The 24,240-nt window shown below is 61.2% G+C and carries 26 protein-coding genes; 4 read left to right on the top strand and 22 right to left on the bottom strand.

What is annotated here, in order from left to right; all coding sequences use genetic code 11:
• Window positions 1–108: 108 nt before the first annotated feature.
• From CFU_RS23190 to fliE, 22 genes are all read right to left on the bottom strand, one after another.
• Window positions 109–561, bottom strand: a complete 453-nt coding sequence (locus CFU_RS23190) for a transposase (protein WP_148264763.1) — start codon at window positions 559–561, stop codon at window positions 109–111.
• A 36-nt stretch (window positions 562–597) separates the two neighbouring features.
• A complete protein-coding gene (locus CFU_RS05080) occupies window positions 598–1,098 on the bottom strand; it encodes a chemotaxis protein CheW (protein WP_014004971.1) in 501 nt (166 codons plus the stop codon).
• A gap of 25 nt (window positions 1,099–1,123) precedes the next feature.
• On the bottom strand, window positions 1,124–3,118 hold the full coding sequence (gene cheA, locus CFU_RS05075; RefSeq protein ID WP_014004970.1) for a chemotaxis protein CheA: 1,995 nt from the start codon (window positions 3,116–3,118) through the stop codon (window positions 1,124–1,126).
• Between the two features lie 46 nt (window positions 3,119–3,164).
• On the bottom strand, window positions 3,165–3,539 hold the full coding sequence (locus tag CFU_RS05070; RefSeq protein WP_014004969.1) for a response regulator: 375 nt from the start codon (window positions 3,537–3,539) through the stop codon (window positions 3,165–3,167).
• A gap of 12 nt (window positions 3,540–3,551) precedes the next feature.
• On the bottom strand, window positions 3,552–4,466 hold the full coding sequence (gene motB, locus CFU_RS05065) for a flagellar motor protein MotB (protein ID WP_014004968.1): 915 nt from the start codon (window positions 4,464–4,466) through the stop codon (window positions 3,552–3,554).
• 27 nt (window positions 4,467–4,493) lie between these two features.
• Window positions 4,494–5,354 (bottom strand): flagellar motor stator protein MotA, encoded by an 861-nt coding sequence (gene motA / locus CFU_RS05060; RefSeq protein ID WP_014004967.1) that lies wholly within the window; start codon window positions 5,352–5,354, stop codon window positions 4,494–4,496.
• A 59-nt stretch (window positions 5,355–5,413) separates the two neighbouring features.
• Window positions 5,414–6,037 (bottom strand): flagellar transcriptional regulator FlhC, encoded by a 624-nt coding sequence (gene flhC / locus CFU_RS05055; protein ID WP_014004966.1) that lies wholly within the window; start codon window positions 6,035–6,037, stop codon window positions 5,414–5,416.
• A gap of 63 nt (window positions 6,038–6,100) precedes the next feature.
• Window positions 6,101–6,418 carry a flagellar transcriptional regulator FlhD gene (gene flhD, locus CFU_RS05050; protein WP_014004965.1) on the bottom strand — a complete coding sequence of 106 codons (318 nt, stop codon included), beginning with the start codon at window positions 6,416–6,418 and terminating at the stop codon, window positions 6,101–6,103.
• A gap of 231 nt (window positions 6,419–6,649) precedes the next feature.
• Window positions 6,650–7,345, bottom strand: coding sequence for an Hpt domain-containing response regulator (locus tag CFU_RS05045; protein ID WP_014004964.1), 696 nt, complete (start codon window positions 7,343–7,345; stop codon window positions 6,650–6,652).
• 190 nt (window positions 7,346–7,535) lie between these two features.
• Window positions 7,536–9,248, bottom strand: coding sequence for a sensor histidine kinase (locus CFU_RS05040; RefSeq protein ID WP_041741332.1), 1,713 nt, complete (start codon window positions 9,246–9,248; stop codon window positions 7,536–7,538).
• A gap of 140 nt (window positions 9,249–9,388) precedes the next feature.
• Complete coding sequence (locus CFU_RS05035; protein ID WP_014004962.1) at window positions 9,389–11,053, bottom strand: methyl-accepting chemotaxis protein; 1,665 nt, start codon at window positions 11,051–11,053, stop codon at window positions 9,389–9,391.
• 53 nt (window positions 11,054–11,106) lie between these two features.
• Entirely contained in the window at window positions 11,107–11,619 is a 513-nt protein-coding gene (locus tag CFU_RS05030) for a chemotaxis protein CheW (protein ID WP_014004961.1), read from the bottom strand.
• Between the two features lie 134 nt (window positions 11,620–11,753).
• Window positions 11,754–12,401 carry a response regulator gene (locus tag CFU_RS05025; protein ID WP_041743016.1) on the bottom strand — a complete coding sequence of 216 codons (648 nt, stop codon included), beginning with the start codon at window positions 12,399–12,401 and terminating at the stop codon, window positions 11,754–11,756.
• Window positions 12,402–12,573: 172 nt separating this feature from the next.
• On the bottom strand, window positions 12,574–12,861 hold the full coding sequence (locus CFU_RS05020) for an EscU/YscU/HrcU family type III secretion system export apparatus switch protein (protein WP_014004959.1): 288 nt from the start codon (window positions 12,859–12,861) through the stop codon (window positions 12,574–12,576).
• Window positions 12,862–12,950: 89 nt separating this feature from the next.
• Complete coding sequence (locus CFU_RS23185) at window positions 12,951–13,853, bottom strand: flagellar hook-length control protein FliK (RefSeq protein WP_014004958.1); 903 nt, start codon at window positions 13,851–13,853, stop codon at window positions 12,951–12,953.
• Window positions 13,854–13,868: 15 nt separating this feature from the next.
• The gene (locus CFU_RS05010; protein ID WP_041741331.1) at window positions 13,869–14,195 is read right to left on the bottom strand and encodes a flagellar protein FliT; all 327 of its coding nucleotides are present in this window, start codon (window positions 14,193–14,195) and stop codon (window positions 13,869–13,871) included.
• Window position 14,196: 1 nt separating this feature from the next.
• Window positions 14,197–14,658, bottom strand: coding sequence for a flagellar export chaperone FliS (gene fliS, locus CFU_RS05005; protein ID WP_014004957.1), 462 nt, complete (start codon window positions 14,656–14,658; stop codon window positions 14,197–14,199).
• A gap of 11 nt (window positions 14,659–14,669) precedes the next feature.
• On the bottom strand, window positions 14,670–16,130 hold the full coding sequence (gene fliD, locus CFU_RS05000) for a flagellar filament capping protein FliD (protein WP_014004956.1): 1,461 nt from the start codon (window positions 16,128–16,130) through the stop codon (window positions 14,670–14,672).
• A 54-nt stretch (window positions 16,131–16,184) separates the two neighbouring features.
• Window positions 16,185–16,550 carry a flagellar protein FlaG gene (locus tag CFU_RS23180; RefSeq protein WP_050808474.1) on the bottom strand — a complete coding sequence of 122 codons (366 nt, stop codon included), beginning with the start codon at window positions 16,548–16,550 and terminating at the stop codon, window positions 16,185–16,187.
• Window positions 16,551–16,710: 160 nt separating this feature from the next.
• Window positions 16,711–17,799 carry a FliC/FljB family flagellin gene (locus tag CFU_RS04990; RefSeq protein ID WP_014004954.1) on the bottom strand — a complete coding sequence of 363 codons (1,089 nt, stop codon included), beginning with the start codon at window positions 17,797–17,799 and terminating at the stop codon, window positions 16,711–16,713.
• A gap of 184 nt (window positions 17,800–17,983) precedes the next feature.
• On the bottom strand, window positions 17,984–18,664 hold the full coding sequence (locus CFU_RS04985; protein ID WP_190275223.1) for a flagellar brake protein: 681 nt from the start codon (window positions 18,662–18,664) through the stop codon (window positions 17,984–17,986).
• A 24-nt stretch (window positions 18,665–18,688) separates the two neighbouring features.
• Window positions 18,689–19,006: a flagellar hook-basal body complex protein FliE gene (gene fliE, locus CFU_RS04980; RefSeq protein WP_041741330.1), complete on the bottom strand. Its 318-nt coding sequence runs from the start codon at window positions 19,004–19,006 to the stop codon at window positions 18,689–18,691.
• Between the two features lie 341 nt (window positions 19,007–19,347).
• Between fliE and fliF the strand changes: the two genes are divergently transcribed.
• From fliF to fliI, 4 genes are read left to right on the top strand one after another with little or no spacing between them, the layout of a single operon-like run.
• Window positions 19,348–21,066 carry a flagellar basal-body MS-ring/collar protein FliF gene (gene fliF / locus CFU_RS04975; protein ID WP_041741329.1) on the top strand — a complete coding sequence of 573 codons (1,719 nt, stop codon included), beginning with the start codon at window positions 19,348–19,350 and terminating at the stop codon, window positions 21,064–21,066.
• The gene (fliG, locus tag CFU_RS04970) at window positions 21,059–22,057 is read left to right on the top strand and encodes a flagellar motor switch protein FliG (RefSeq protein ID WP_014004950.1); all 999 of its coding nucleotides are present in this window, start codon (window positions 21,059–21,061) and stop codon (window positions 22,055–22,057) included. The genes fliF and fliG overlap by 8 nt, the downstream gene beginning before the upstream one ends.
• Window positions 22,050–22,775, top strand: coding sequence for a flagellar assembly protein FliH (gene fliH / locus CFU_RS04965; protein WP_238531400.1), 726 nt, complete (start codon window positions 22,050–22,052; stop codon window positions 22,773–22,775). The genes fliG and fliH overlap by 8 nt, the downstream gene beginning before the upstream one ends.
• The gene (gene fliI, locus CFU_RS04960) at window positions 22,772–24,217 is read left to right on the top strand and encodes a flagellar protein export ATPase FliI (RefSeq protein ID WP_014004948.1); all 1,446 of its coding nucleotides are present in this window, start codon (window positions 22,772–22,774) and stop codon (window positions 24,215–24,217) included. The genes fliH and fliI overlap by 4 nt, the downstream gene beginning before the upstream one ends.
• Window positions 24,218–24,240: the final 23 nt, after the last annotated feature.

Here is a 24,240-nt window from a genome sequence, read left to right as displayed (position 1 = left end):
TTTACTGTATTAACGGACGTCGTCTGACTTTCTTGAACGGCAAATCACGAGTTTGTCGGGACTGTCTTCCTATATTTTGATTCTAAAAATACCGGCTTCCGGCAACGCTCAAAAAGCCACGCCTCTCGTCACCAGGCCGACCCAGTGCGAGGTCGATTCGTCCACGCCTGGCGCATTTTTCCTGGCGCCGCCGGCCTTGCCGAGCGATGAGTTGTAAACCAGCTTGTTGGCCCGCCGCGCCAGCCTTTGCTTGATGCGTCCGGTCTGCTTGTCGCCGTACGCCACGATCTCGTGGAACATCAGCTTCAGCAACGGATCGTCGTACATGTCTTGCTCCAGCTGGCGCCAGACGTCGCACTCGTTCCAGCGCCTGAAGCGCATATACGTGGTATTCCATTTGCCGAACTCGGCAGGGAGGCTGCGCCAGATCGATTTATTGCTGATGATCCAAAGCACGGCGTCGATAAACAAGCGGTTGTCCCGGCCCTTGGCGCCAGGATCGCCCTGCTTGCCTATCAACAAAGGTTCCAGTTTTTGCCATTGGCTATCTCGAAGTTTCATCTTTAATTTCCTGTCGTTGTCCAACCTGTCTTCACCTCAGACAAGTTCAGCGGAGTCAAACAAAGCCATGTCAGCGCTGCACATGAGTTTTTCTATATCGATCAGAATCAGCATGCGCTGCCCTACCGTTCCCAGGCCGCTGAGATACTCCGCCGACAAGGCAGCGCCGAACTCGGGAGGCGGCTTGATTTCGTCACGGCCCAAAGTCAGCACATCGGATACGCCGTCCACCAATATGCCGACCACGCGCTCGGCGATATTCAGGATGATCACGACGGTCTGGTGGTTGTACTGGATATTTTCGAGACGAAACTTGATGCGCAGGTCGACGATAGGCACGATGATGCCGCGCAGGTTGGTCACGCCCTTGATGAACTCGGGCGCATGGGCAATCCGCGTCACCGCTTCGTAGTCGCGGATTTCCTGCACTTTCAATATGTCGATGCCGTACTCTTCGCTGCCCAGCGTGAACACCAGGAATTTCTGTCCTTCCGACTCATCCTGTCCTGTCAGAAGCTTATTGCGGTCATTGTCCATTGCATTCCTCTCCTTTCAAGATTTCCTAAGCGGCTGCCAGCAGCGGCGCTTTTTCACGGCCGGCGCGTTGTAACGCACCGACATCGACAATCAGGGCAACGCTGCCGTCACCGAGAATGGTGGCGGCGGAAATGCCCGGGACCTTGCGATAATTGGTTTCCAGGTTCTTCACCACCACCTGATGCTGCCCGACCAGCTGGTCCACCAGCAAAGCGAAACGTTTTCCCTCGCCGTGCAAAATCACCACGATGCCTTGGGTAGGATCAGTGCGTGCGTCGGCCACGCTGAATACGCGATGCAACTCCGTCAATGGCAGATATTCGCCGCGCACGTGCAGCACCTGTTCTTCATTGCTCACCGAATGGATGTCCGCGGCGCGCGGCTGCAACGATTCGATCACGTAATTCAGCGGCAGGATATAGACTTCATTGCCGACCTTGACCGACATGCCGTCCAGGATCGCCAGCGTCAGCGGCAATATGATCCTGGTGGTCGTGCCATTGCCCTGGCGCGATGCGATTTCGACATGGCCGCCCATTTCCTGGATATTGCGTTTGACTACATCCATGCCGACGCCCCGTCCCGACACATCGGTGATTTTTTCGGCAGTGGAAAAACCGGGAGCAAAAATCAGCTGCCAGACCTCGTCGTCGCTAATCGTGTCGCTGACGGCCATGCCTTGCTGCATCGCTTTGGCCAGGATCTTTTCCCGGTTCAGGCCGGCGCCGTCGTCGCTGACTTCAATCACGATATTGCCGCCCTGGTGCTGGGCCGACAACAGCAATTCGCCGACCGGGTCCTTGCCGGCGGCGATGCGCTGCTCGGGCTTTTCGATGCCGTGGTCCAGGCTGTTGCGCACCAGGTGGGTCAAGGGATCGATGATGCGTTCGATCAGGCTCTTGTCGAGTTCCGTGGCTTTGCCGAAAGTCACCAGCTGCACCTGCTTGCCAAGCTTGTCGGTCAGGTCCCTGACCAGGCGCGGGAAGCGGCTGAATACGTAATCCATCTGCATCATGCGGATCGACATCACCGATTCCTGCAAATCGCGCGCGTTGCGTTCCAGCTGTCCCATGCCGTTCAGCAGGCGCTCATGCAGCACCGGATCCAGCGTCGCCGCGGTCTGCGCCAGCATCGACTGGGTGATCACCAGCTCTCCCACCAGGTTGATGATCTGGTCGACCTTTTCCACATCGACGCGGATCGAGCTGGATTCTTTGGCTGCCGCCGGTGCGGCCGGAATGGCGGCCTTCGGCAACACAGCGCCCGCCGTGATCGCAATCACCTTCGCCGGCGCCGGCTCTGCAGCGACTGCCGCCACCGGCTCGGCTGCCGGCTGCGCCGCCGCTTCCTGCACGATATCGATCTGGTCGATGTCGATAATAAAACAGCACACGGCGATGATGTCGTCCGCTTCGCAGCTGGTTTCCAGCCACAAGGTCAGGCTGTCCTCGCCTTGCGTCTGCGCCACCACCTCGCCCAGGTTTTCCAGTTCCGCACTCAACAGCTTGCGGTCGCTCTCGGAAATCCTGGAAAAACGCACCCGCAGCTGCGAGCTGCCGGCAGCAGCGGGCAATGTTGCTGCGACCGGTGCTGACACAGGCGCCGGCACCGCGGCCTTGCCGCCAACACCGGAATTTTCCTCCTGCGCCAGTTGTTGCAGCACCGCGCAAATCCGCGCGACCATGTCGGGATCGGGTTCTGCGCCGGCCCGGTAAGCACTTATCTGTTCCTGTAGCACGTCTTTGGTTTCCAAAAAGGCGTTGATCATTTCCTTGCGCAGTCGTATTTCCTGATGACGGGCACGGTCCAGTAAATTTTCCAAAAGATGCGTGGTATCGGTCAGCGCCACAAAACCGAAGGTAGCGGCGCCGCCCTTGATCGAATGCGCGGCGCGGAATATGGCGTTCAGGTGTTCGCTGTCGGGCGCATCCATATCCAGTCCCAGCAGCAATTGCTCCATCTCAGCCAGCAACTCGTCCGCTTCTTCAAAGAAGGTCTGGTAAAACTCGGTAATATCCATATCGCTCGTGATCTCCTTACTGCGTGCTCTGATTGTCGGCTCGGCGTTACTCGGTATCCAGCAAGCTGGCGACCACTTCCAGCAGAGTTGCGGGTTCTATCGGCTTCCTCAGCCAGCCGCTGGCGCCGGCCACGCGGGCGTCGGCTTTTTCGGCATCGCTGGCCTCGGTGGTGAGCACCAGGATCGGCGTCTCGGCATGGTTTTCCATCTGCCGCAATTCTCGAATCAGCTGGCCGCCGCCCATGGCCGGCATATTCCAGTCGGTCAGCACCAGGTCGACCGCTGCAACGCGCGCCTGCTGCATGGCCGCCTCGCCGTCCGCCGCCAGCAAGACCCGGTAATCGCCCTCGGCCAGGGCCGCTGCAATCAGCTTGCGCATGACGGCTGAGTCGTCCACTACCAATATTGTCCTAGTCCTCATATGCCCTCTGTATCATGGCTGTGCCGCGGCGGGAGGCCTGGGCGCACTGTCGCGCAGCTGGCTGGCGCTGTCCTTCTGTCCGTCGAGCTTGATGCCGGCATTGCTGCCGCTGCTGTTTTCCTGCTCGATCTGCGCCTGCGCGCGCCGGTTCAGCACCACGATGCTGATGCGCCGGTTGACTGGATCGAGCGGGTCGGCCTTGTTCAAATCCATGGTCGACGCCACGCCCATCACGCGCAGCACCTTTTGCTCCGTCATGCCGCCGCCGATCAGCTCGCGGCGCGATGCGTTCGCCCGGTCGGCCGACAACTCCCAGTTGCTGTAATACTTGGAGCCAAGCACATAAGGAGTTGCATCGGTGTGCCCGGCCAGGGTGATCTTGTTCGGCAATTCATTGAGCACCGGCCCGATCTCGCGCAGGATGGTGCTCATGTAAGGCTGTACCTTGGCGCTGGACAGGTCGAACATTGGCCGGTTGCGGTTATCGACGATCTGGATCCGCAATCCTTCGCTGGTGATGTCGATCAGCAGCTGCGGCCGGAACTGCTTGAGCACCGGATTCGCGTCGATCACCTGCTCCAGCCGTTTCTTCAGCGATTTCAGCCGTTCGGCATCGGCGGTATCCGGATTGCTGCGCTTGTCGTCACCGTCGACTTGGGTGAAATCGGTGCCGCCGCCGGGAATCACGCTGCTGCTGGTGCTGCTTTTTTCACCGCCGCTGATGGCGACCTTGAGCGGCATCTTGAAATACTCGGCAATGCCCTCCCTTTGCTTGGGAGAAGAAATCGACAGCAGCCACATCACCAGGAAAAACGCCATCATCGCCGTCATGAAATCGGCGTAGGCGATCTTCCAGCTGCCGCCGTGCGCCTGGTGCTTGGCGGCGCTTATCCGCTTGACGACAATCCGCTGCTTGACCTTGCTCATGCCGCCTCCGCCCCGGGCCGGCGAACGCTATCGGCTTTTGACTTGGCGCACATGGTCATCCAGTTCCGTGAACGAAGGGCGTTCGGTCGAGTACAGCACCTTGCGGCCGAATTCCACCGCCAGCTGCGGCGCATAGCCGTTCAGGTTAGCCAGCAGGGTGACCTTGATGCACTGGTATACCTTTACCGATTCCGCTACCTGGTGTTCAATCAGCGTCGCCAGCGGCGATACGAATCCATACGCCAGCAAGATCCCCAGGAAAGTGCCCACCATCGCATGCGCAATCAGCTCGCCCATTTCCGACGGCGGCAGGTTGGCCGACGCCAGCGCATGCACCACGCCCATCACCGCCGCCACGATGCCGAACGCAGGCAAGGCATCGCCGACCTTGGCCAGGCTGTGCGCGGGGACTTCAGCTTCGTGCTTGTAGGTTTCTATTTCATGATCCATCAGCGATTCGATTTCAAACGCATCCATGTTGCCGCTGACAATCAGGCGCAGGTAGTCGGTAAGGAATTCGATCACGCGCGGGTCGTGCTGCACCAGCGGATACTGGACGAAGATGGGGCTGTTCAAGGGATCGTCGATATCCGCTTCCAGCGCCAGCATGCCGTCCTTGCGAGCCTTCGCCAGCAGTACGTAGAGCAAGGCCATCAGCTCCATGTACAAGGCTTTGTCGTGCTTGGAACTGCGCAGCAGTTTCGGCAACTCCCTGACGGTGGCCATGATGGCCTTGCCGTCATTGCCGACCACAAAGGCGCCGACCCCGGCGCCGCCGATCATCAGCAATTCGACCGGCTGGAACAGCACACCCAGGTGGCCGCCCATCATGGCATAACCGCCAAACACAGAAGCTATAACGACGATATAGCCAACAAAAACTAGCACTTTTGATTCCCCTTGAAATAAACCTTATGCGGCCGTAGCCAATGCTGTCGCCGCCAGGCTCAGGCCAGGCCGCCTTTGGCAAGCCCTGCAAGCCGCCGCACCGGAGGCAGCGGCATGTATTCGCGACCCTGGACAAGATCGGTTCCGGTCGCCGCCGGGGCACTCAGCTTGCGCGTCTTGCCGGCGCGCGACGGCGGCCGGCACAGGACGCAGACGAAACCGTTCTGCAGGTCATGGGCATGGGCGACGAAGTGGCCGTTGCAACGGCAGCAGGTGCTTAGCTGCAGCATGCCGCTGTCGAAGAAACGCGTCAGCGTCCAGGCCCGCGTGAAGTCGAGCACAGGCTTGCCGCCTTGGCGCTCGACTTGTTCCAGGTAGAGCCGGTAGCTCTTGACCACCGCAACGATCTGCTGGCCGTCGCCATGCGCCAGCATGAAACGGTAGATGTTGTAGAACATCGACGAATGGATATTCGACAGCCAGGTCATGAACCAGTCGGTGGAAAACGGCAGCAATCCCTTGGGCGGCGACATGCCTTTGATTTCCTTGTACAGCTTGATCAGGCGGTCGCGGCTCAAGGAGGTTTCCGCTTCCAGGAACTGCAGCCGCGCGCCGAGCTTGATCAGGTCGATGGCGAGCTGGATTTCCTGGGCTTCCAGGATCACGCTTTTGTTAGTAGCCATGGTTGCCGGCCTCGCGGATGAAAGCCGTTGCGGCGCCAGAGTCAGGCCGAGAATCAGGCCGCTTCATCGGATGCCTTCCAGCGGTTGCCCGGCCAGCAGGATCGAGGCATGCGCCTGTTGCAATGCATGGTCTTTGTCGGTATGCGTCAAAGATGAAAGGATCGCGTGGTCGTCGAACCGGAAACGGCACAACAAGAGGCTGGATGCGGCCAGCTTCACCACCTGCGATAAAGAGAGGTTGCCGAGCAGCTCGGCCAGTTCGCGGCTCAATCCCATACGAAACATGGCTGTCGCTTTATCCTCGCGCAACAGACGCTGTGCCAGCAGCAGATAAGACAGGTTGACTTCGCTTATCTCGTTTACAAATCCATTACTGTCCATGCTTTCCCCCAGACTGAAACTACTTATGAATGTTTACGGCAATTGGTGAGCAATCTTTTAGTTTTTGTCTTGTCCGCTGCTTCTGAGCAATTATGAAATGTTTCAAAAAAGAAAATAAGTCGGTAAGGTTCCCGATATGGATGAAATATTTGGCTGAATCGATGTAGGCATTGTTCCTACGTCAGCACCGCATTGCACGGCAGCCAGGGAAAAGCGATGAAGAAGCGCGCGCTACAGCGGCTTTGCACGGCTTGCATTGAGCTGCAAAGCTAGCCGTTCCAGCGCATTTTGCAAACGGCTGAAAGCGTCTTCCATAGTCTCAGACGGGTTAGTGCGCGATTGGTTCTCGATTTCTGCAGCGGCTTGCGAAATTTCTTTCAGCTGCAATACCGCCGCCGCGCCGCGCAAGCCATGCGCGATGCTCGCCGTCTCCGCCCACCGCTGGTTTTTTATGCTGAGCTTGAGGCTGGCCAACTGCAGGTAACCGAACTGCAGCAGGTCGGTCAGCAAATCGTCGGGCGCGGCGGGTGTAGCGGCGGGCAATTTTTGCGCAACTATCGGCGCCAGCGTTTGCCGCAGCTGCGCGCGACTGATCGGCTTGGTCAGGATGGCGGTGCAATCCAGGCCCCTCGATTCGCGCTGCAGGTAGTCGAGCGACATGCCGCTGTAGAGGATCATCGGGATCGCCGGCAAGGCCGATGCGTCGGCTTCCCAGCGCCTGACCCGGTGCAGCAGTTCGACGCCGGTCATGTCTTCCAGCACATAATCGGTAATGACCGCCACCGGCCTGGTATGCGTCAGCCACAGCAAGGCTTCGGCGCCGGTGGCGACCAGTTCGCTCTGCCAGCCTTCGGCCGCCAGCTGCGCCTGCAGCATGCGACGGTTGATTGGATGGTCTTCAACCACAAGAATTAAAGCGGAACGCATCGTCGCCTCCTAGACAAGGAGAAGATATCCTGTTTTGGCATAGACCATGGGGAACAGCAAGCAGGCCGGAAATGCGCCGGCTGCAATATTGGCGGTAGCCTCCGGCATTGCCGCGCCAGGTCCAGGCGCCGTAACAGCTTCATCGGCGCCTAGTGTAGCAAACCCGCGATCCGCCATGGGTGGGACGCGCTCAGCGCGCATTCAGCGGAATGCTGAGATTGACCACGGTGCCGACACCCACCTCGGAGTCGATGCGGATGCTGCCGCGGATCAGGTCGGTAAACTCTTTGGCCAGCGACAAACCCAGGCCCAGGCCGCGGCTGCGGCCGGCGCGCACCGATTCGGCCTGGTAGAAATATTCGAACAGATGTTTCAGTTCGCCTTTGGAGATGCCGGGGCCGGTATCGAGCACCCTGATCTTGAGCTTGTCCCTGAAGGTAGTGACTTCTATCGTAACGCCGCCGGTGACGGTGAATTTGACGGCGTTATCCAGCATGTTGTTGAGTATCTGCGACAACCTGACGCGATCGCACAGGAAATTGCCGGGCAAATCCGGCGCCAGCCGCATCTGGAAACTCAGGCCCTTCTTGTCGGCATTGATTCTGTGCATGGAGCCGACGTATTCGAAATAGCTCAGCGTCTCGATATTCTCGTGGAATATCACGACCCTGCCGGCTTCGATGCGCGCCAGGTCAAACAAGGTGTTCAGCAAGCCGTGCAGGTAGATCGCACTCTGGTGGATCAGGTCGCCGAACTCGCGGCTTTGCGGATCGCTGCTGGTGTCCCGCACCAGCTCGGAATAGCCGTGGACGCCGCTCAAGGGCGTGCGCAGCTCATGCACCACCGTCGCCAGGAAACGCGATTTCCGCTTGTTGGCATCGCTGGCGCGGCGGCGCAAGGTATCGTATTTGCGCACCACTTCATATTGCCGCTTGATGGTGCGATAGGCCAGGCTCATCAGCAGCAGGATCAGCAGGGTCGGCACGCAGGCGTACATGATATATCCCAGCAGCTTGGGGCTCTCCTGTCCCGGCAACGGTTCCGGGTCAGGCAGTTTCACCGACAGCAGCAGCGGATAAGGCTCCAGCTTGCGCGACACCCATGAATGCTGATCGTCAAGAGCCTTCTGGTCGGCGAAAGGCCGGCTCTTGCTCAGTTCGCCATCGTCCAGCTCCATCACCGTTTCATCGATCCGGCGCAAGATCATTCTTTCGTTGGCCGGCGGTCCGTCGACGGCAATGCCATCGCTGCCAACCACCTGCCGTTCGCCGGCGCGGATCCGGTCCAGGCGCGCATACAAGGCCGGCAGCCGGTCTACCGCGAATTCCAGTTCGACGATGCCGGCGAAATCCCCCTTGGAAGAAAAGATGCGGCGCGCCATATGCATCACCCATTGGCCGTTGCCAGGCAATTTGCGCGGACGGGCAAAACGCAAGGCGTCATCCAAGTGGTCGCGCTGGGCGACATACAGTTCGTTGCCGCTCCAGTCGGCGGCTGCCGCCGGCTTGGTCGATGCGAGCAGGCGTCCGCCCTGGTCCACGATGTTCAGCTGCGTATATAAGCCGCCGAATATCTTTGTATAGCGCAGCAGGTCGATTTTCCCGTCGGCCATCTGGAAATCGTCGCGCACCAGCCGCAGCAAGCGGTCGCGTTCGTCAATCGAACGCAGCAACCGCTGGGTAAAGTTGCACACCACGATGGTATGGCTGTGCTGTATGGTTTTGACATCGCGCTCGTAGTCGGAACCGATCTGGTAACCGGCGTACAGCCAGACGTAGCCGATGACCAGGATGGCTGTAACTATGATTGCGTAGACGAGGCGCATGAAACGCGAGCCGTAGAAAATGCTGTCCGTCTTTGAAGCGGCTAGCAGGCGGCGCCAGGCAGAGGTAAATCTTTGCATTACGATGGGCATACAATCTATTGGAAACTGTGACAGATATTACCGCCACAATACGTGAAGCCCGCTGGCGGCCATGGTGTCAGCGCCGGCGCAACTTGACGTATCCGCTATTATCCAGCATCGTACCTCGCCGTCACCTGTCAATTTATGCTGACCAAGACAGACCGGCCGTCGGCATGATGCTCTTCTGGCATGTCTGGCAATGCTGCCGCTTCGGCAAAATCTTGTCTTTCCTGCATGCCTGGATAGGCTTGCCCGGCCTCCTCCGCCAGCTGAAAGATGCTGACCGCCTGCAACAGCTCCCCAGCCTGCTGCTGCAAGCTGTGTGCGGCGGCGGCGGCCTGCTCCACCAGCGCAGCATTTTGTTGCGTGGCCTGGTCCATTTGTCCCACTGCCTGGTTGACCTGGTCGATGCCGCCGCTCTGCTGCTCGCTGGCGGCGGCGATTTCGGCCATGATGTCGACCACGCGCCGGATCGAGGCGACAATCTCGCTCATCGCGGCGCCGGCGGCGTCAACCTGCCTGCCGCCGGCGTCCACCTTGTCGACCGAAGCGCCGATCAAAACCTTGATATCCTTGGCGGCGACAGCCGAACGCTGCGCCAGGTTGCGCACCTCGGCAGCCACCACCGCAAAACCCCGCCCCTGTTCACCGGCGCGCGCCGCTTCCACGGCGGCGTTCAGCGCCAATATATTTGTCTGGAATGCAATGCCGTCGATGACGCCGATGATGTCGCTGATCTGGTGCGAGCTGTCCCTGATCAGCGCCATGGTGGCAACCACCTCGGACACCATCTGGCCGCCGCTTAGCGCCACCGATGCGGCATTTTCAGCCAGCTGGTTGGCTTGCCGCGCATTGTCGGCGTTTTGCCTGACGGTTGAAGTCAGCTGCTCCATCGACGCCGCGGTCTGCTCCAGGCTGGCGGCCTGCTGTTCGGTGCGGCTGGACAGGTCCTGATTGCCAGCGGCGATCTGGCGCGAGGCGGTGACGATGCTTTCGGTGCCGTTGCGCACCCGGCTGACCGTGTCGCGCAAGGCAAGGATCATCTCCTTGATGCCTTGCAGCAGCTGCCCGGTTTCATCCTTGCCCTTGACCTCGATGCTGGCGCTCAGGTCGCCTTGCGCCACTCGTTGCGCCACCGCGACTGCCGCGTGCAGCGGCTTGACGATGCCGCCGGTCAGGCGCCAGGCAAACGCCGCGCCGAGCAGGATCGCCAGGGCGCCGAATATCACCAGCAGGTTGCGGCCGGAGCGATAGTTGGCGGCGATATCCAGCGCGGCGCCATCGATTGCCTGGCGTTGTCCATCGACGAATTTCTGCAGTTTGCCCAGGTACTCCTTGCGCGCCGGGTCTAGATCCTTTTCTATCATGGCCACCGCGCTTTCGGCGCTGCCGTACTGGCGCGTGGTCAGCACGGTATCCCGCATTTCGGTATAGGCGGCGCGCGCCGCGGCGATCTCTCCCAGGGCTTGCCGGCCCTGGTCGTCGGACAATCCATGCAGCTTGGTTTGCAGTTCCGATGCGCGCTCGGATGTCGCGCTCATTTCCGATTGGAATATTTTCTGGGTTTTACTGTCGTCGCTGCGCACCACCGCCATCGTGCGCACGGCATTGACTGCCACCGCATCCTGCCATTCCGCCGCCAGCCGTTCCCGCACCAGGAATTGCGACACCATGGTGTCGACCGCGGCGCCGGTCTGCTGCAAGCGCCAGATGCCTATCCCCGTAATGGCCACCACCAGCAGCAATATGGCTGTAAATCCAACGCCCAGCCGGACTCCTATTCTTGTATTTGTAAAAGTCATGTCCCCTCCATGTTCAGCGGTCCGGCGATCCGGCGGTCCTGACGGCCAGGCAGTCAGGCGGTCAGCTTGTTGATCAGGCCGATCTCATCGCTGGACATCAGCTTGTCGATATCCAGCAGGATCAGCATGCGGTCGTCGAGCGTGCCAAGGCCGATCAGGTAATCGGTGTTGAGCACCGTGCCCATTTCCGGCGCCGGCTTGATCTGCTGGCTCGACAGCGTAATGACATCGGACACGCCGTCGACCACCATGCCCACCGTGCGCTGGCCAAGATGGAGGATGACGACCACGGTAAACTGGTCATAGCTGGAGGCTGCCAGGCTGAACTTGATGCGCATGTCGATGATGGGCGTGATCACCCCGCGCAGGTTGACCACGCCTTTCAGGAAATCGGGCGCGTTGGCGATCTGGGTGACATTGTCGTAACCGCGCAGTTCCTGCACCTTGAGGATATCGATGCCGTACTCCTCCTTGCCCAAGGTGAAAGTCAGGAATTCCTGGCCGGCGACCTCATGCTGGACAGTGGAACGGCGTATCTGGGTAGGTGTTTGAGCGGCAAGCGTCATGGACTTGATCCTTGAGAATTGAAATGCACCTGTCGCGCCGGACAGAAAGAATCCGGCTTGCGCAGCACTTTGGTGACTCAATATAAACAGGAGCAAGCGCTATCGATATAGCGAAAAGGGCTCGAAACAGCCCTCTATTCGAGCAAACCGTGCTCGATGGCGTAGCGGGTCAGTTCAGCATTGGTGCGCACGCCCATTTTCTCGAACACGCGGGAACGATAGACGCTGACGGTCTTGGGGCTGATGGAGAGGTTTTTTGCAATCTCGGTACGGGTCTGGCCCGAGGCGATCATGCGCACTGTCTGGAATTCGCGGTTGGACAATTGTTCATGCGGCATCAGGTCATCTTCTTCGATGACATGGTTGGCCAATGATTCCGCCAAACTCTTGCTGATGTACTTGCGGCCGCGCGCGACTACCCGCACCGCTTCTACCAGTTCATCCGGCGCACCGTCCTTGGTCAGGTAGGAAGCCGCGCCGGCCTTCAAGGCGCGCACCGCAAACTGTTCCGGACCATGGCTGCTCAGCACCATGATGCGCAGCATGGGTTCGCGCTTCTTGAGCAGATGCAGGATTTCGATGCCGTCCTTGCCCGGCATCGATATATCCAGCAGCAGTACATCGCACGGCTGCTCCCTCAGGATATCGGTGATGCCGTTGTAGTCGCTGGCTTCGCCGATCACGACGATGCCTGGACTGGCGTTCAGGATGTGCTGCAGCCCGCGCCTGACAATACGATGATCATCAGCGATCAATACCCGAATCGGTGATGCAACTTTCATTTCCATGACTCTTTGAACAATCTCATTTCACAACCGAGGACTGTGCATTATCGATCTGCGGCCAGGTCCGCACAATACGGGAGCACGACTATATCAATAATATGCACACATTTTGCTCCGGTGCAGATGAGCGATACTAAATAATCAATATCTGCATGCACTATCGCGACATTCACGCAGGCGCCGACCGCTCCTGCTCATTTTCCAAGCTGTACACCCAGGCCAGCAACTCGGCTACCGCCAGATAAAGCTGCGGCGGCACCTGCTGGTCGAGGTCGACGTGCATCAGCAGCTTCACCAGGTCGGGCGACGCATGCACATACAAGCCGTGCTCGCGCGCCTTTTGCATGATGGCCTCGGCCACGGCGCCGTAACCTTTTGCCACCACCAGCGGCGCCCGGTCCTGATGCGCATGTGATAACGCTACCACGCTTTTACGGCCTGAGCCCTCAGTTTCCACTGCTGCCCGCCTGCTTGCCGTCGCCGGTTGCCGGTCCCGCGCCAGTTTGGCGCGCTGTCCTGCAGACAAAAAACATTACTCTAATACAATTATTTGTTTTTGTTGTCATTTTTTGTATCCAATGGATTATCCAAGCCGGCTTGTGGCAATTGCGCCACTTGCAAACCGCTCAAATGCAGGCCGGCCACAGAGAATCGCTGCAGCAGTTGCGCGCTGCCGGCCTGCATGGAGCCGAGTGTCGCCGCCTCAGCCGCGCCCAGTTCGGCACGCCAGCTATGGCCCGCCAGGCTCAGGCGCAATTCGATGCGGCCGAGCCGGGGCAAGGTCATGCTCAGGGAGGTGCTCCAGCTGCGCGGCGCGCTGTCGTCGGGCTGGCGCCGCCCCTGCTCTGTAATTTCCCATTCCATGCCGGCGCCCGGCCAGGCTTCGCCGCTCCAGCGGAATTGCGACAGCGCCAACAGCTCAAGCTGCTGGCGCACCAGGGGAATCGCTTCGACGGCGATGCTGGCCGTGGCATGGCTAGGAGCGAGGACGGGAGCGGCGGCAGCGTCTGCATCGGCCGCCGCCGGCGACAGCATCAGCTGCGCCTGCGGCTCGTGCAGCAACTGGGCCAGCGAGCGCTCGCCGGTGAAAAATTGCAACAGGTGGGATTCGTAAAACAGGCCGCTGCCGGCAACGCTGCGCGCCAGGGCAGCCGCCAGTTGCTGTGGATCCGGACCCGATATCGGTGCGGCGACAGCCGGCCACAGCGGCGTGCTGCCGTTTACCGCCTCGCCCTTGGCCGGCGTCGTTCCCAGCAGTTCGCTGATGACGCGCGCAACCGCGCTCAAGCTGGCGCCGTCAGCAGCGCCCGGCGCCAGCCTGGGATTGCCCGGCTGGGCCGGCTGGCCGGGATCGATCCCGAGCTGGCGCTCGACTGCTGCGCGCGACGGCAACCGGGTATCGTTAGCAATCGCTTCGATGTCGGTGATCAGGGGCGTGCCGCCGTTCATGATGCATGGCCAGCGTTACTGGCCGTAAGCATGGTTGAGATGCTGCTGCCGATGCATATTGCCCAGCAGGCTGCTCAACTGCGCCAGCTCCGGCGTCAGGATATCGCGGATTTTTGCATCGTCGGCCAGGATCCGGCTCAGCAGGCTGTGCTTGCGCACCAGCTGCAGCGGCTCCAGGGGTTCCACCAACTCGATGCCCTTCAAGCGTTCAACCCAGGAACGGAACTGCTGCCCCAGCTGCACCAGGCCATCCCAATCGCCGGCCCGCGCCGATTCCAGCATGCGGCCGGTCAGCGGCGCGATCTTTTCGTAGCATTCCATCACTTCATGTTGGGGCGTCATCTCATCCCCTTGCCGGAAGATCGTTGATCCGCGCGCCGTTTGAGCCGTCGCTGATCTCGCGCCAGGCCGAAGCGATGTTTTCCAGCAGCCGGTCGGCCTCCTCCAGCAATGCAGGATCGTTACGCAGGTTGGCGTACAGCAGGCGCTGGTTGATATAGTCGTACAGCGCCGACAGGTTGGCCGCCAGCTCGGCGCCGGCGCTGCCGCCGGCCTCGGCATCCAGGCTGGCCTTGAGGCCGCTGTCGATGATGCTGACCGCTTTCGAAATGGCGTTGCCCTTGGCGACAACATCGCCGCTCGCCATATGGTGGCGCGCCATGCTGATGGCAGCCTTGGCGCCGTCGAACAGCATGGTCAGCAGCTGCTGCGGTGAAGCGCTCATGACTGCGCTCTCGATGCCGATCCTGGCATAGGCGCGGGCGCCTGGGTTGGGTATTGGCGCGGCGGCTGAAGATGTATACATGAAACCTCGCCTTATTTGGAAGTAGTAGTGCCGTTGATGGCGGCAAATTGCTGGGTCAGGTAGCTGCTGGTCTGGTTCATGCCGGCGATCAGCGTGTCAAGATCGGTAAATTGCTTGGTATAGCGCGCAATCGTCGTGCTGATCAACGACTGCGTGCTGGTCATCTGCGTCGCCAGCGTTTTCAAGGAACTGTTCAGACCGTCGGTGGCTGACTTCAGCGGCCCGTTGCTGGACGTGAAACCGGTAAGCAGGGTCGACATGGTGGAACCGAAGCCGGTGGCGCCGGAAGTGCTGGAAAACAGGTTCTGCACGCCGCTCAGATTGGTACTGAGGGCGCTGGTCAGCTTGGTCGAATCGATCGCCATGGTGCCGTCGGCCTGGAACGTCACGCCGATCTGCGCCAGCATGGTCAAGGGTGCGCCGCTGCCGCTGGGCGGTTGCGGGGTGTTCATGGTGTCGCGGATGCGGGTCTGGATATTGCGCAAGGTCGCGTCGCCGGTCAGCGGCGCCTGCGTCTGCGCCGCCGTATTGAAAGCCGTGTATTGCTTGGTGAGGGTCTGCAGGCTGTTATAGGTAGTGACAAAATTCGAAATCGCAGCCTGCACGGTCGCGGTATTGCTTTGCAACGACAAGCTGCTGGCGCCGATGCCGGTCAGCGTCATGGTCACGCCCTGCACTGCTTCCTTGACGGTGTTGCTGGCGCTGGTGACAGCAATGCCGTTGACTGTCATCTGCGCATTCTTTCCTTCCACGGTCTGCTGCAGGTTCTGCGTGCCGGCAGGATCGTTGGCCAGCAGGTTCGACAGCGCCGCATCGCCGCTCACGCTGATCTTCATGGTGGAAGCCGCACCGGTCTGGGTCGAAGTCAGCACCAGGCGGTTCGGCGTGTTGCTGCCGTCGTTGACAATGGTGGCCGTGACGCCAAGATCCTTGTTTTTATTGATCGCGTCACGGATGCCTGTCAGCGTGTTGTTGCTGGAATCGATAGTGACCGACGCCGCCGCGCGCGTGCTGTCTGCAGTAAACGTCGCTCCGCTGTATTTGCCGGACGCCGGATCCAGCGTGCCGCCCGAGATGCTGCCGAACTGCAGGGTGACGGTGCCGCTGCCAATGCCGGCAGTGGTGCTGGCGACGCCGCCGGTTGCCAGCGACTGCGCTTGCGCCAGCTGGCTGACGTTGATTGCGTAGCTTCCCGCGCCGGCGGTGGCAGTCGCGGTTGCGCTCAGCACCGAGGTAGCGCTCGAGGTCGCCGTCACATTCTGGAACAGGGTTGGATTTCCCAGCTGAGCTGCCGCCGCCTGCAATGTGCTCAGCGCGTTCTGTATGACACCGTATGCCGACAGCTTGGCGTTGTACGCGCTTTGCTGGTTGCTCATGGCTGTGAGCGGCATGTTTTCGGAGACTGTGATGCTGCTCAGTAAAGTTGCCAGCGGCAGCCCGGATGCCGCTCCCAGGTTGGTAACTAAAGTCATGTCAATTCCTTTGCATTGAATATCGTTTTCGGTCGGCTGAACTACGCGCAGCCGCTATGCGGTCTTTTCAAGCAATACACCCTTCATCTGGTCCATCACCTTGGCGATCCGCACCACTTCTTCGCTGGGGATCTGCAAGACCACCTTGCCGTCCTGCTGGTCTACCACTTTCAGTATCACATCCTTGTAGCCGGGATCGATCTGGAACTGCACGCTCACCGCCTTCAGCTGCAACTGGCGATTGATCTCGTCAATCTTGCTCTGGATCCGGGAGCGCTCGGGCACCTTGCCGTCTCCGCTTTCTAGCGGCTTCCGCGTAGCCGCGCCAGTATCCTTGACCGCCTTGTCATTCGCGGCGGCAGCTGCGCTCTCGGCCGGTATGGTCCTGCTGGCAGCATCCATGTTGATTGCATTCGACATCACGTCCCCTTCCGGCTGTACCTTGTCCGCTCGAGTCTGGCAGCCCAAACCCGACTGGACAAAACATCATGGACCCGTGGGCGGCCGCAACAACGGCCAGCCCCGGATCGGCAAATCCCGCAAACGCCTCAAGCAGGCGCCTGCGGAACCGGCTCATGGCTTATTGCAGCAATGTCAAAACGCTTTGTGTCGACTGGTTCGCTTTCGCCAGCACCGAAGTGCCTGCCTGTTGCAGGATCTGCGAACGCGTCATGTTCGACACTTCAGTCGCGTAGTCTGCATCCTGGATACCGGAACGCGAGGAAGACAGGTTGGTGACTGTCGTGCCCAGGTTGGCGATAGTCGAGGCAAAACGGTTTTGCACAGCGCCCAGCGAGCTGCGCAGGCTGTCAACTTGCGACAAGGCGCTGTCCATTGCTGTCAGCGGGCTGCCGCTGGCGGCTGTCAGCGATTTCGACGAGTCATAAGTCACGGTGGCTGTCGGCGTCGCTGCAGTTGCGCCTTGAGTCGCATCAGCCACGGTCACAGTGGCGGCGTAGAAGTTGGCGCCGTTCTTGACGTAAGTATTGCCACGCGCATCGGTCACCAGGTCGGCGACTGTCGCGGTGAAGCCGGCGGCAGCGTCACGGTTGACGGCAGTGAAGCCGCCGGCGGCCACGGCGACCGAAGCACCGGTGTTGTCCTTGCCGGTAGGCGTCATGGCAGCTGTCGCGCCGGAAGGACCAGCCAGGTTCAGCGTGTTCAGCTTCAGCGCAGTCGAATCGATCTTTTGCAAATCGATGCCGATGGTCTGGCCGTCGTTGGCGCCGACCTGGATGTTCAGGGTCTGGTTGGCCGCGAGGACCTTGACGCCGTTGAAGTCGGTTTGCGACGAGATGCGGTCGATTTCTTTCAGGCGCTGGGTGACTTCGTCCTGGATCGATTGCAGGTCGCTGGAAGAGTTGGTGCCGCTGGCGGCTTGCACCGACAGTTCACGGATACGCTGCAGGTTGTTGTTGACTTCAGTCAGCGCGCCTTCAGTGGTTTGCGCCAGCGAGATGCCGTCGTTGGCGTTGCGCGATGCCTGTGTCAGGCCGGTGATGTTGGCGGTGAAACGATTCGCAATAGCCTGGCCAGCAGCGTCGTCCTTGGCGCTGTTGATGCGCATGCCGGAAGACAGGCGCTGGATGGCCGAGCTCAGCGAAGATGCCGATTTGGTGAGGTTGTTTTGCGCTACCAGCGAAAGAATATTGGTATTGATGACAGACATGGCATGACTCCTGTTGCTAAAGTTTATGGGTTCCGGCTAAGCCGCCGTAACGCTGGACTCGCTCCCGGCCAAACAACAACCGGGATAAGCAAGCCACCGTTATTCAGGTTATCGGCAGTTGCCTGGAAAACATTTAGGGCCTGCCGCAAAATAAAGCAGCGCCGCCTTGGGTGCTTAGCAGACCCTAGGCGCTCAACAGGCCGCCCAGGCTCTGCCGGGCCTGGTCGAGGTCGACGTAATAACAGCCGAAATGGTTGATGACGCCATCCGGCGCCTGCACGCTGCGGCTGAACACCACTCTCAGGTCCACCAGCAACCGGCCGGAAGAACGGAAATCCAGCACCGCCGCCGGCAACACCGTGCCTACCGGCAGCGCCTGCAGCGACACATAAGCCGAGCGCAGGCCGATGCCGCGTGCACTCAAATCATGGACATCGAGCACAAAATCGTTGCCGTCGCGCCGCTTGGCGCGCACTACGCAGGCTTCCACCGGCTGCACGCCGATGCGGATAAACTTCTGGTGCGGGAAATACGCAATGCAGGTCGGCAGCGCCGCCGCCAGCGCCGTCGGCCACGGACTGACGCTGTTGCGCGCGGCGCTGGTCACGAAACGCACTCCCGCCCCATCCAATGCGCCGTCAAAACACAGCAGGTCGCCCGGCATGTAATGCGCGCCGCTGCCGTCGGCGTCGCCGGCGTGGATAAAGATGTCATGCGCCAGCGCCACCGCCACCAGACGCGTGGCGACGCTCTCGCCGCCGCCCAGCCGGCGCATGCTCATGCTGCTGTTCTGACGCTCCAGTTCGCGCAAAATACTTTCGATATCAGCCGCATCCTGCAACAGATAACTAGCGCCTTGTTCCAAACATGCTTGTTCCAAAACCGACTTTCAAGCAGGCATGTTCATGATTTCCTGATAAGCGGCAACCACCCGGTTACGCACTTGCAGTCCCATCTGGAAACCGACGTTCGCCTTTTGCAAATCAATCATCACGTCATTCAGCGACACGCCGGGCTTGCCCAGCTCGAATGCTTCAGCCTGGCCGGCTGCATGCTGCTGGCTGTTGCTGATGCGCTCCAGCGACTTTTTCATCTCGTCGGCGAAACCGCCGCCGGCGATGCCGCTGCTTGCCGCGGCGCCGCTGCCGGCGATTTGCGCCGTCGCCGTCAATTGCTGTAATACCGATTCGATCGCCGATATCGCCATATTCCACCTCTTTTCCGTTTTTTGAATTCTCGCCGCCGCTCTGGAATCCGGACCATGCGCTGTCCGTTCCTGCCGATAACGTTGTACTGCTGTCAGGCAGCGTAACAGCAATGTTTTTTTTACATAGCGGCAAATGATGGGGAAAACCCCGGCTATTCAAGCGATCGAAATGAGCGCCAGCCGTTGACAATCATTAGCGTCGACACAGGCCGTCCTCGATTGGTCCGGCTTACCTTTGTTGACATCTGTTATCCATTCTAAGGAAAGCTTGTGTCAGATATACAGAAGCGCATAGCGAACACCAACAACGGTTACAGCCTGTGGTCATCCGGGGTGGCCACATGAATGCTGCCGTAACCGGCGCCAACCTCGCCGGCGACAGGAAACCGCCGCTGCTGGAGCAGCTGCGCGCCAATCCGAAGCTGCCGCTGATCATCGGCGCCTCGTTTGCGCTGGCGGCCATCGCCGCATTCTGGCTATGGAGCCGAGCGCCTGACTATCGCGTCCTGTACAGCAATCTGTCGGACCGCGACGGCGGCGCCATCATCGCTTCGCTGCAGCAGATGAACATCCCCTACAAGTTCGCCGATGGCGGCGGCGCGGTGCTGGTCGGCGCCGACCAGGTGCACGAAGCGCGCTTGCGGCTGGCCTCGCAAGGTTTGCCCAAGGGCGGCTCGGTCGGTTTTGAGCTGATGGATAACCAGAAATTCGGCGTCAGCCAGTTTGCCGAGCAGGTCAACTACCAGCGCGCGCTGGAAGGCGAGCTGGCGCGTTCGATAGAATCGATTTCGGCGGTAGAAGCGGCGCGGGTCCACCTGGCCCTGCCTAAACCTTCGCTGTTTGTGCGCGACCAGCAGAAACCCAGCGCCTCGGTAGTGCTCACCCTGCATCGCGGACGCTCCATCGACGATGGCCAGGTCAGCGCCATCGCCCACCTGGTGTCAAGCAGCGTGCCGGAACTGAACGCCAAGAACGTCACGATAGTCGACCAGAGCGGCAACCTGCTCTCCACGCCGGCCACCGGCAACCGCGGCCTGGATGCGAGCCAGCTCAAGTATGCGCAGGAAATCGAACAGAGCTATATCCGCCGTATCGAAGCCATCCTGCAGCCGATCGTCGGCGCCAGCAATGTGCGCGCCCAGGTGGCGGCGGACATCGATTTTTCGACGGTCGAACATACCGACGAAAAATACAGTCCCAACCAGGATCCTGGCAAAGCCGCGATCCGCAGCCAGCAATCAAGCGACGCCAACCAGCAGGGAGCAAGCCCGCCGGGCGGCGTTCCGGGAGCCTTGTCGAACCAGCCGCCAATCAATCCGACCGCGCCTCTCAGCACGGCTCAGGCCAACCAGCCGGGAACGGCCGCCACACAGGCCAATCCGGCTGCGGCAGCCGCCGGCGCAAATGCTGCCAGCAACACTGCGCGCAGCGGCGGCTCCAGCAGCGTGCGGCGCGACGTCACCACCAACTATGAGGTGGACCGTTCGATCAGCCATGTGCAGCAAGCCGCCGGCGCCGTCAAACGGCTGTCGGTTGCGGTGGTGGTGAATTACCGCGGCACGACCAATGCCCAGGGCAAGGTAGCCGCGCAGGCGCTGCCGGCGGCCGAAATGGAACAGGTAAAAAACCTGGTCAAGCAAGCAATGGGCTACAGCGCCGACCGCGGCGACTCGGTGAATGTGGTGAACAGCCAGTTTGCCGGCGATGCGCCGGAGCCGGAACTACCGCTATGGCGTCAGGCCGACAACATCGAGTTGGCCAAGAGCGTCGGCAAGTATCTGCTGCTGGCGATCGCCGCCCTGTGGCTCTGGTTCGGCCTGCTGCGGCCGCTGCTGCGCAAACACCTGCAGGGACCGCAACGGGCCGGATCGGCGCAAGCCGCGGCAGCCGTCAAGGCCGCCGCAGACCAGTCGCCAGAGCAGCTCAAACTGAGCGAAGAAGCAAGGCAGCGCCAGGCTGACCGCCATCAGGACAACCTGCAGCATGCACAGAGCCTGGCCGAGAAAGATCCGCGCCTGGTCGCCATGGTAATCAAGAACTGGATGGGCAACAATGAGTGACGACGGAACCAGAAAAAGCGCCATCCTGCTGATGTCGCTGGGCGAAGACGGCGCCGCCGCCGTGTTCCAGCACCTGAGCCCGCAGGATGTGCAGAAGCTCGGCATGGCAATGTCCAAGCTGCGCCAGGTGACGCGCGAACAAATCGCCGAAGTGATGGAAGAATTCCGCCTTGAAACAGAGCAGTTCTCTGCGCTCAACCTGGATTCCAGCGGCTACATACGGGCCGTCCTCAACAAGGCTCTGGGCAGCGACCGCGCCGCCAGCCTGATCGAAGACATCCTCGAATCCGGCAACAATTCCACCAACGGCATCGATACCCTGAACTGGCTGGAAGCCAATGAAGTGGCCGAGCTGATCCGCGACGAACATCCGCAGATCATCGCTACCCTGCTGGTGCACCTGGACCGCAGCAAGGCGTCCGAGGTGCTGGAGCTGTTCACCGAACGCCTGCGGCACGACGTGATCCTGCGCGTCGCCACCTTCGGCGGCGTACAGCCGGCGGCGCTCAGCGAACTGACCGACGTGCTGTCCGGCCTGCTGTCCGGCCAGGGCGTCAAACGCAGCCGCCTGGGCGGCGTCAGGGCGGCGGCGGAAATCCTCAACCTGATGAGCAGCACCCAGGAAGAAAGCGTGATCCAGCATGTGCGCGAGCACGACGGCGACCTGGCGCAGCGGATCATCGACGAAATGTTCCTGTTCGAGAACCTGCTGGAAATCGAAGACCGCGGCATCCAGCTGCTGCTCAAGGAAGTCGAATCGGAATCCCTCATCATCGCGCTCAAGGGAGCGGCGCCGGAACTGCGCGAAAAATTCCTGCGCAACATGTCGCAGCGCGCCGCCGAAATGCTGCGCGAAGACCTGGAAGTGCGCGGCCCGGTCAGGGTCTCGCAAGTCGAGGGCGAGCAGAAAAACATCCTGCAGATCGTCAGGCGCCTGGCCGATTCCGGCGAAATCGTGATCGGCGGCCAGGGCAACGATGCTTATGTCTGATTCCGCTCATGCCGATAGCCGCCGGCGCCAGCCAAAACCGCAGATGAGCGCCTGGCAGCGCTGGGAAATGGCGGACATGCAGCTGGCGGCTGACGCTGCCGATGCAGAAGCGCCAGCAGCAACGGCAACGCTTGCGGCCGAGCCGGCGCTGGCCGAACTGGAACCGAAACTGCTGATCGACGAAACCGAATTGCAGCGCCTGCGCCAACAGGCGCAAGAGGACGGCGCCAGCGAAGGCCTGCGGCAAGGCCACGCCGAAGGCTGGCAGGACGGTTACCGGGCCGGGCTGGAAATCGCACAAAACGAAGCCACATGCTTGCGCGCATTGAGCCTGGCCATGCCTGACGCCCTGCGCCAGGCGGAAAAGGAACTGGCCGACGATTTACTGACGCTGGCGCTGGATATTGCGCAGCAGGTGGTGCGCCAGGCGTTGGCGCTAGAACCGCAGCTGATCCTGGCCGCGGTGCGCGAGCTGCTGCAGACCGAACCGGCGCTGAGCGGTACGCCGCGCCTGTTATTGCATGCCGACGATATGGCGCTGGTGCAGCAGTACCTGGCGGAAGACCTGCAAGCCGCCGGCTGGCTGCTGCGCAGCGACCCTGCCATCATGCGCGGCGGCTGCCGGGTGCAAGCCAGCAGCGGCGAGCTGGATGCCACCCTGGAAACCCGCTGGCAGCGGGTGGCGGCTGCACTGGGCCGCAACCAGGTTCATCCATGAGCGACAGCCGCGACCTGGCCGGCGCCGAGCCGCCCGCCATCAACCGCCATCTGCAAGCCTGGCGCACCACGCTTGGCAACGCCAGCTTAGGCGTCGGCCGCAGCATCCCGATCCGCACCTACGGACGCCTGACCCGGGCCGTCGGCCTGGTGCTGGAAGCGGTCGGTTTGCGGCTGCCGGTGGGCAGCGACTGCCTGATCGAACTGCCGCCGGGTTATGCGCAACGCACCACCGAAGCGGAAGTCGTCGGTTTTGCCGGCGACCGCCTGTTCCTGATGCCGCAAACCGAAGTCGCAGGCCTGCTGCCCGGAGCGCGCGTCTACCCGCTCGAAACCGCCTCCGCGGCCGGTAACGGCGGCGCACCGGCCGAACCTGGCAGCAAGCGCCTGCCGGCCGGCGCCGGCATGCTGGGACGGGTGGTGGACGCCGCCGGCCGGCCGCTGGACGGCCTCGGTCCTTTGGATTTCAGCCGCGAAGTGCCGCTCTCGGCGGCTCCCATCAATCCGCTGGCGCGTGCGCCTATCGACAGCGTGCTGGACGTCGGCGTGCGCGCCATCAACGCCCTGCTCACTGTCGGCCGCGGCCAGCGCATGGGCCTGTTCGCCGGCTCCGGCGTCGGCAAGAGCGTGCTGCTCGGCATGATGGCGCGCTACACCAGCGCCGAAGTGATCATCGTCGGCCTGATCGGCGAACGCGGCCGCGAAGTCAAGGATTTCATCGAAAACACCCTGGGCGTGGAAGGACTGGCGCGTGCGGTGGTGGTCGCCGCCCCGGCCGACACCTCGCCACTGCTGCGCTTGCAGGGCGCCGCCTATGCCACCTCGCTGGCGGAATACTTCCGCGACCAGGGCAAGGATGTCTTGCTGATCATGGATTCGCTCACGCGTTACGCCATGGCCCAGCGCGAGATCGCGCTGGCGGTGGGCGAGCCGCCGGCCACCAAAGGATATCCGCCCTCGGTGTTCGCCAAGCTGCCGGCACTGGTGGAACGCGCCGGCAACGGCGCCCGCGACGCCAGCGGCAAGGGTGGCGCGATCACCGCCTTCTATACCGTGCTGACCGAGGGCGACGACCAGCAGGACCCGATTGCAGACGCCGCCCGCGCGATCCTCGACGGCCACGTGGTGCTGTCGCGCAGCCTGGCCGAATCCGGCCACTACCCGGCCATCGACATCGAAGCCTCGATCAGCCGCGCCATGACTTCGCTGATCGAGCCGGGCCAGTTCGATGCGGTGCGGCGCTTCAAGCAGATGTTGTCGCGCTACCAGCGCAACCGCGACCTGATCAGCGTCGGCGCCTATGCCGCCGGACACGACCTGCAGCTGGACAAGGCGATTGCGCTGTATCCGAAAATCGAAGCCTTTTTGCAGCAAGGAATGGCCGAACGCGCCGGTTACCTGGAAGCAGTCGCGCAACTGGAACAACTGTTTCAAGCTGACTAAACGGATTGCATCGACGTTGCTTC

This window comes from Collimonas fungivorans Ter331, from assembly GCF_000221045.1.
In the GTDB taxonomy this organism is placed as follows: Bacteria; Pseudomonadota; Gammaproteobacteria; order Burkholderiales; family Burkholderiaceae_D; genus Collimonas; species Collimonas fungivorans_A.
The sequence above is the reverse complement of the archived record's forward strand: the minus strand, read 5'-3'. Positions and strand labels throughout refer to the sequence as shown.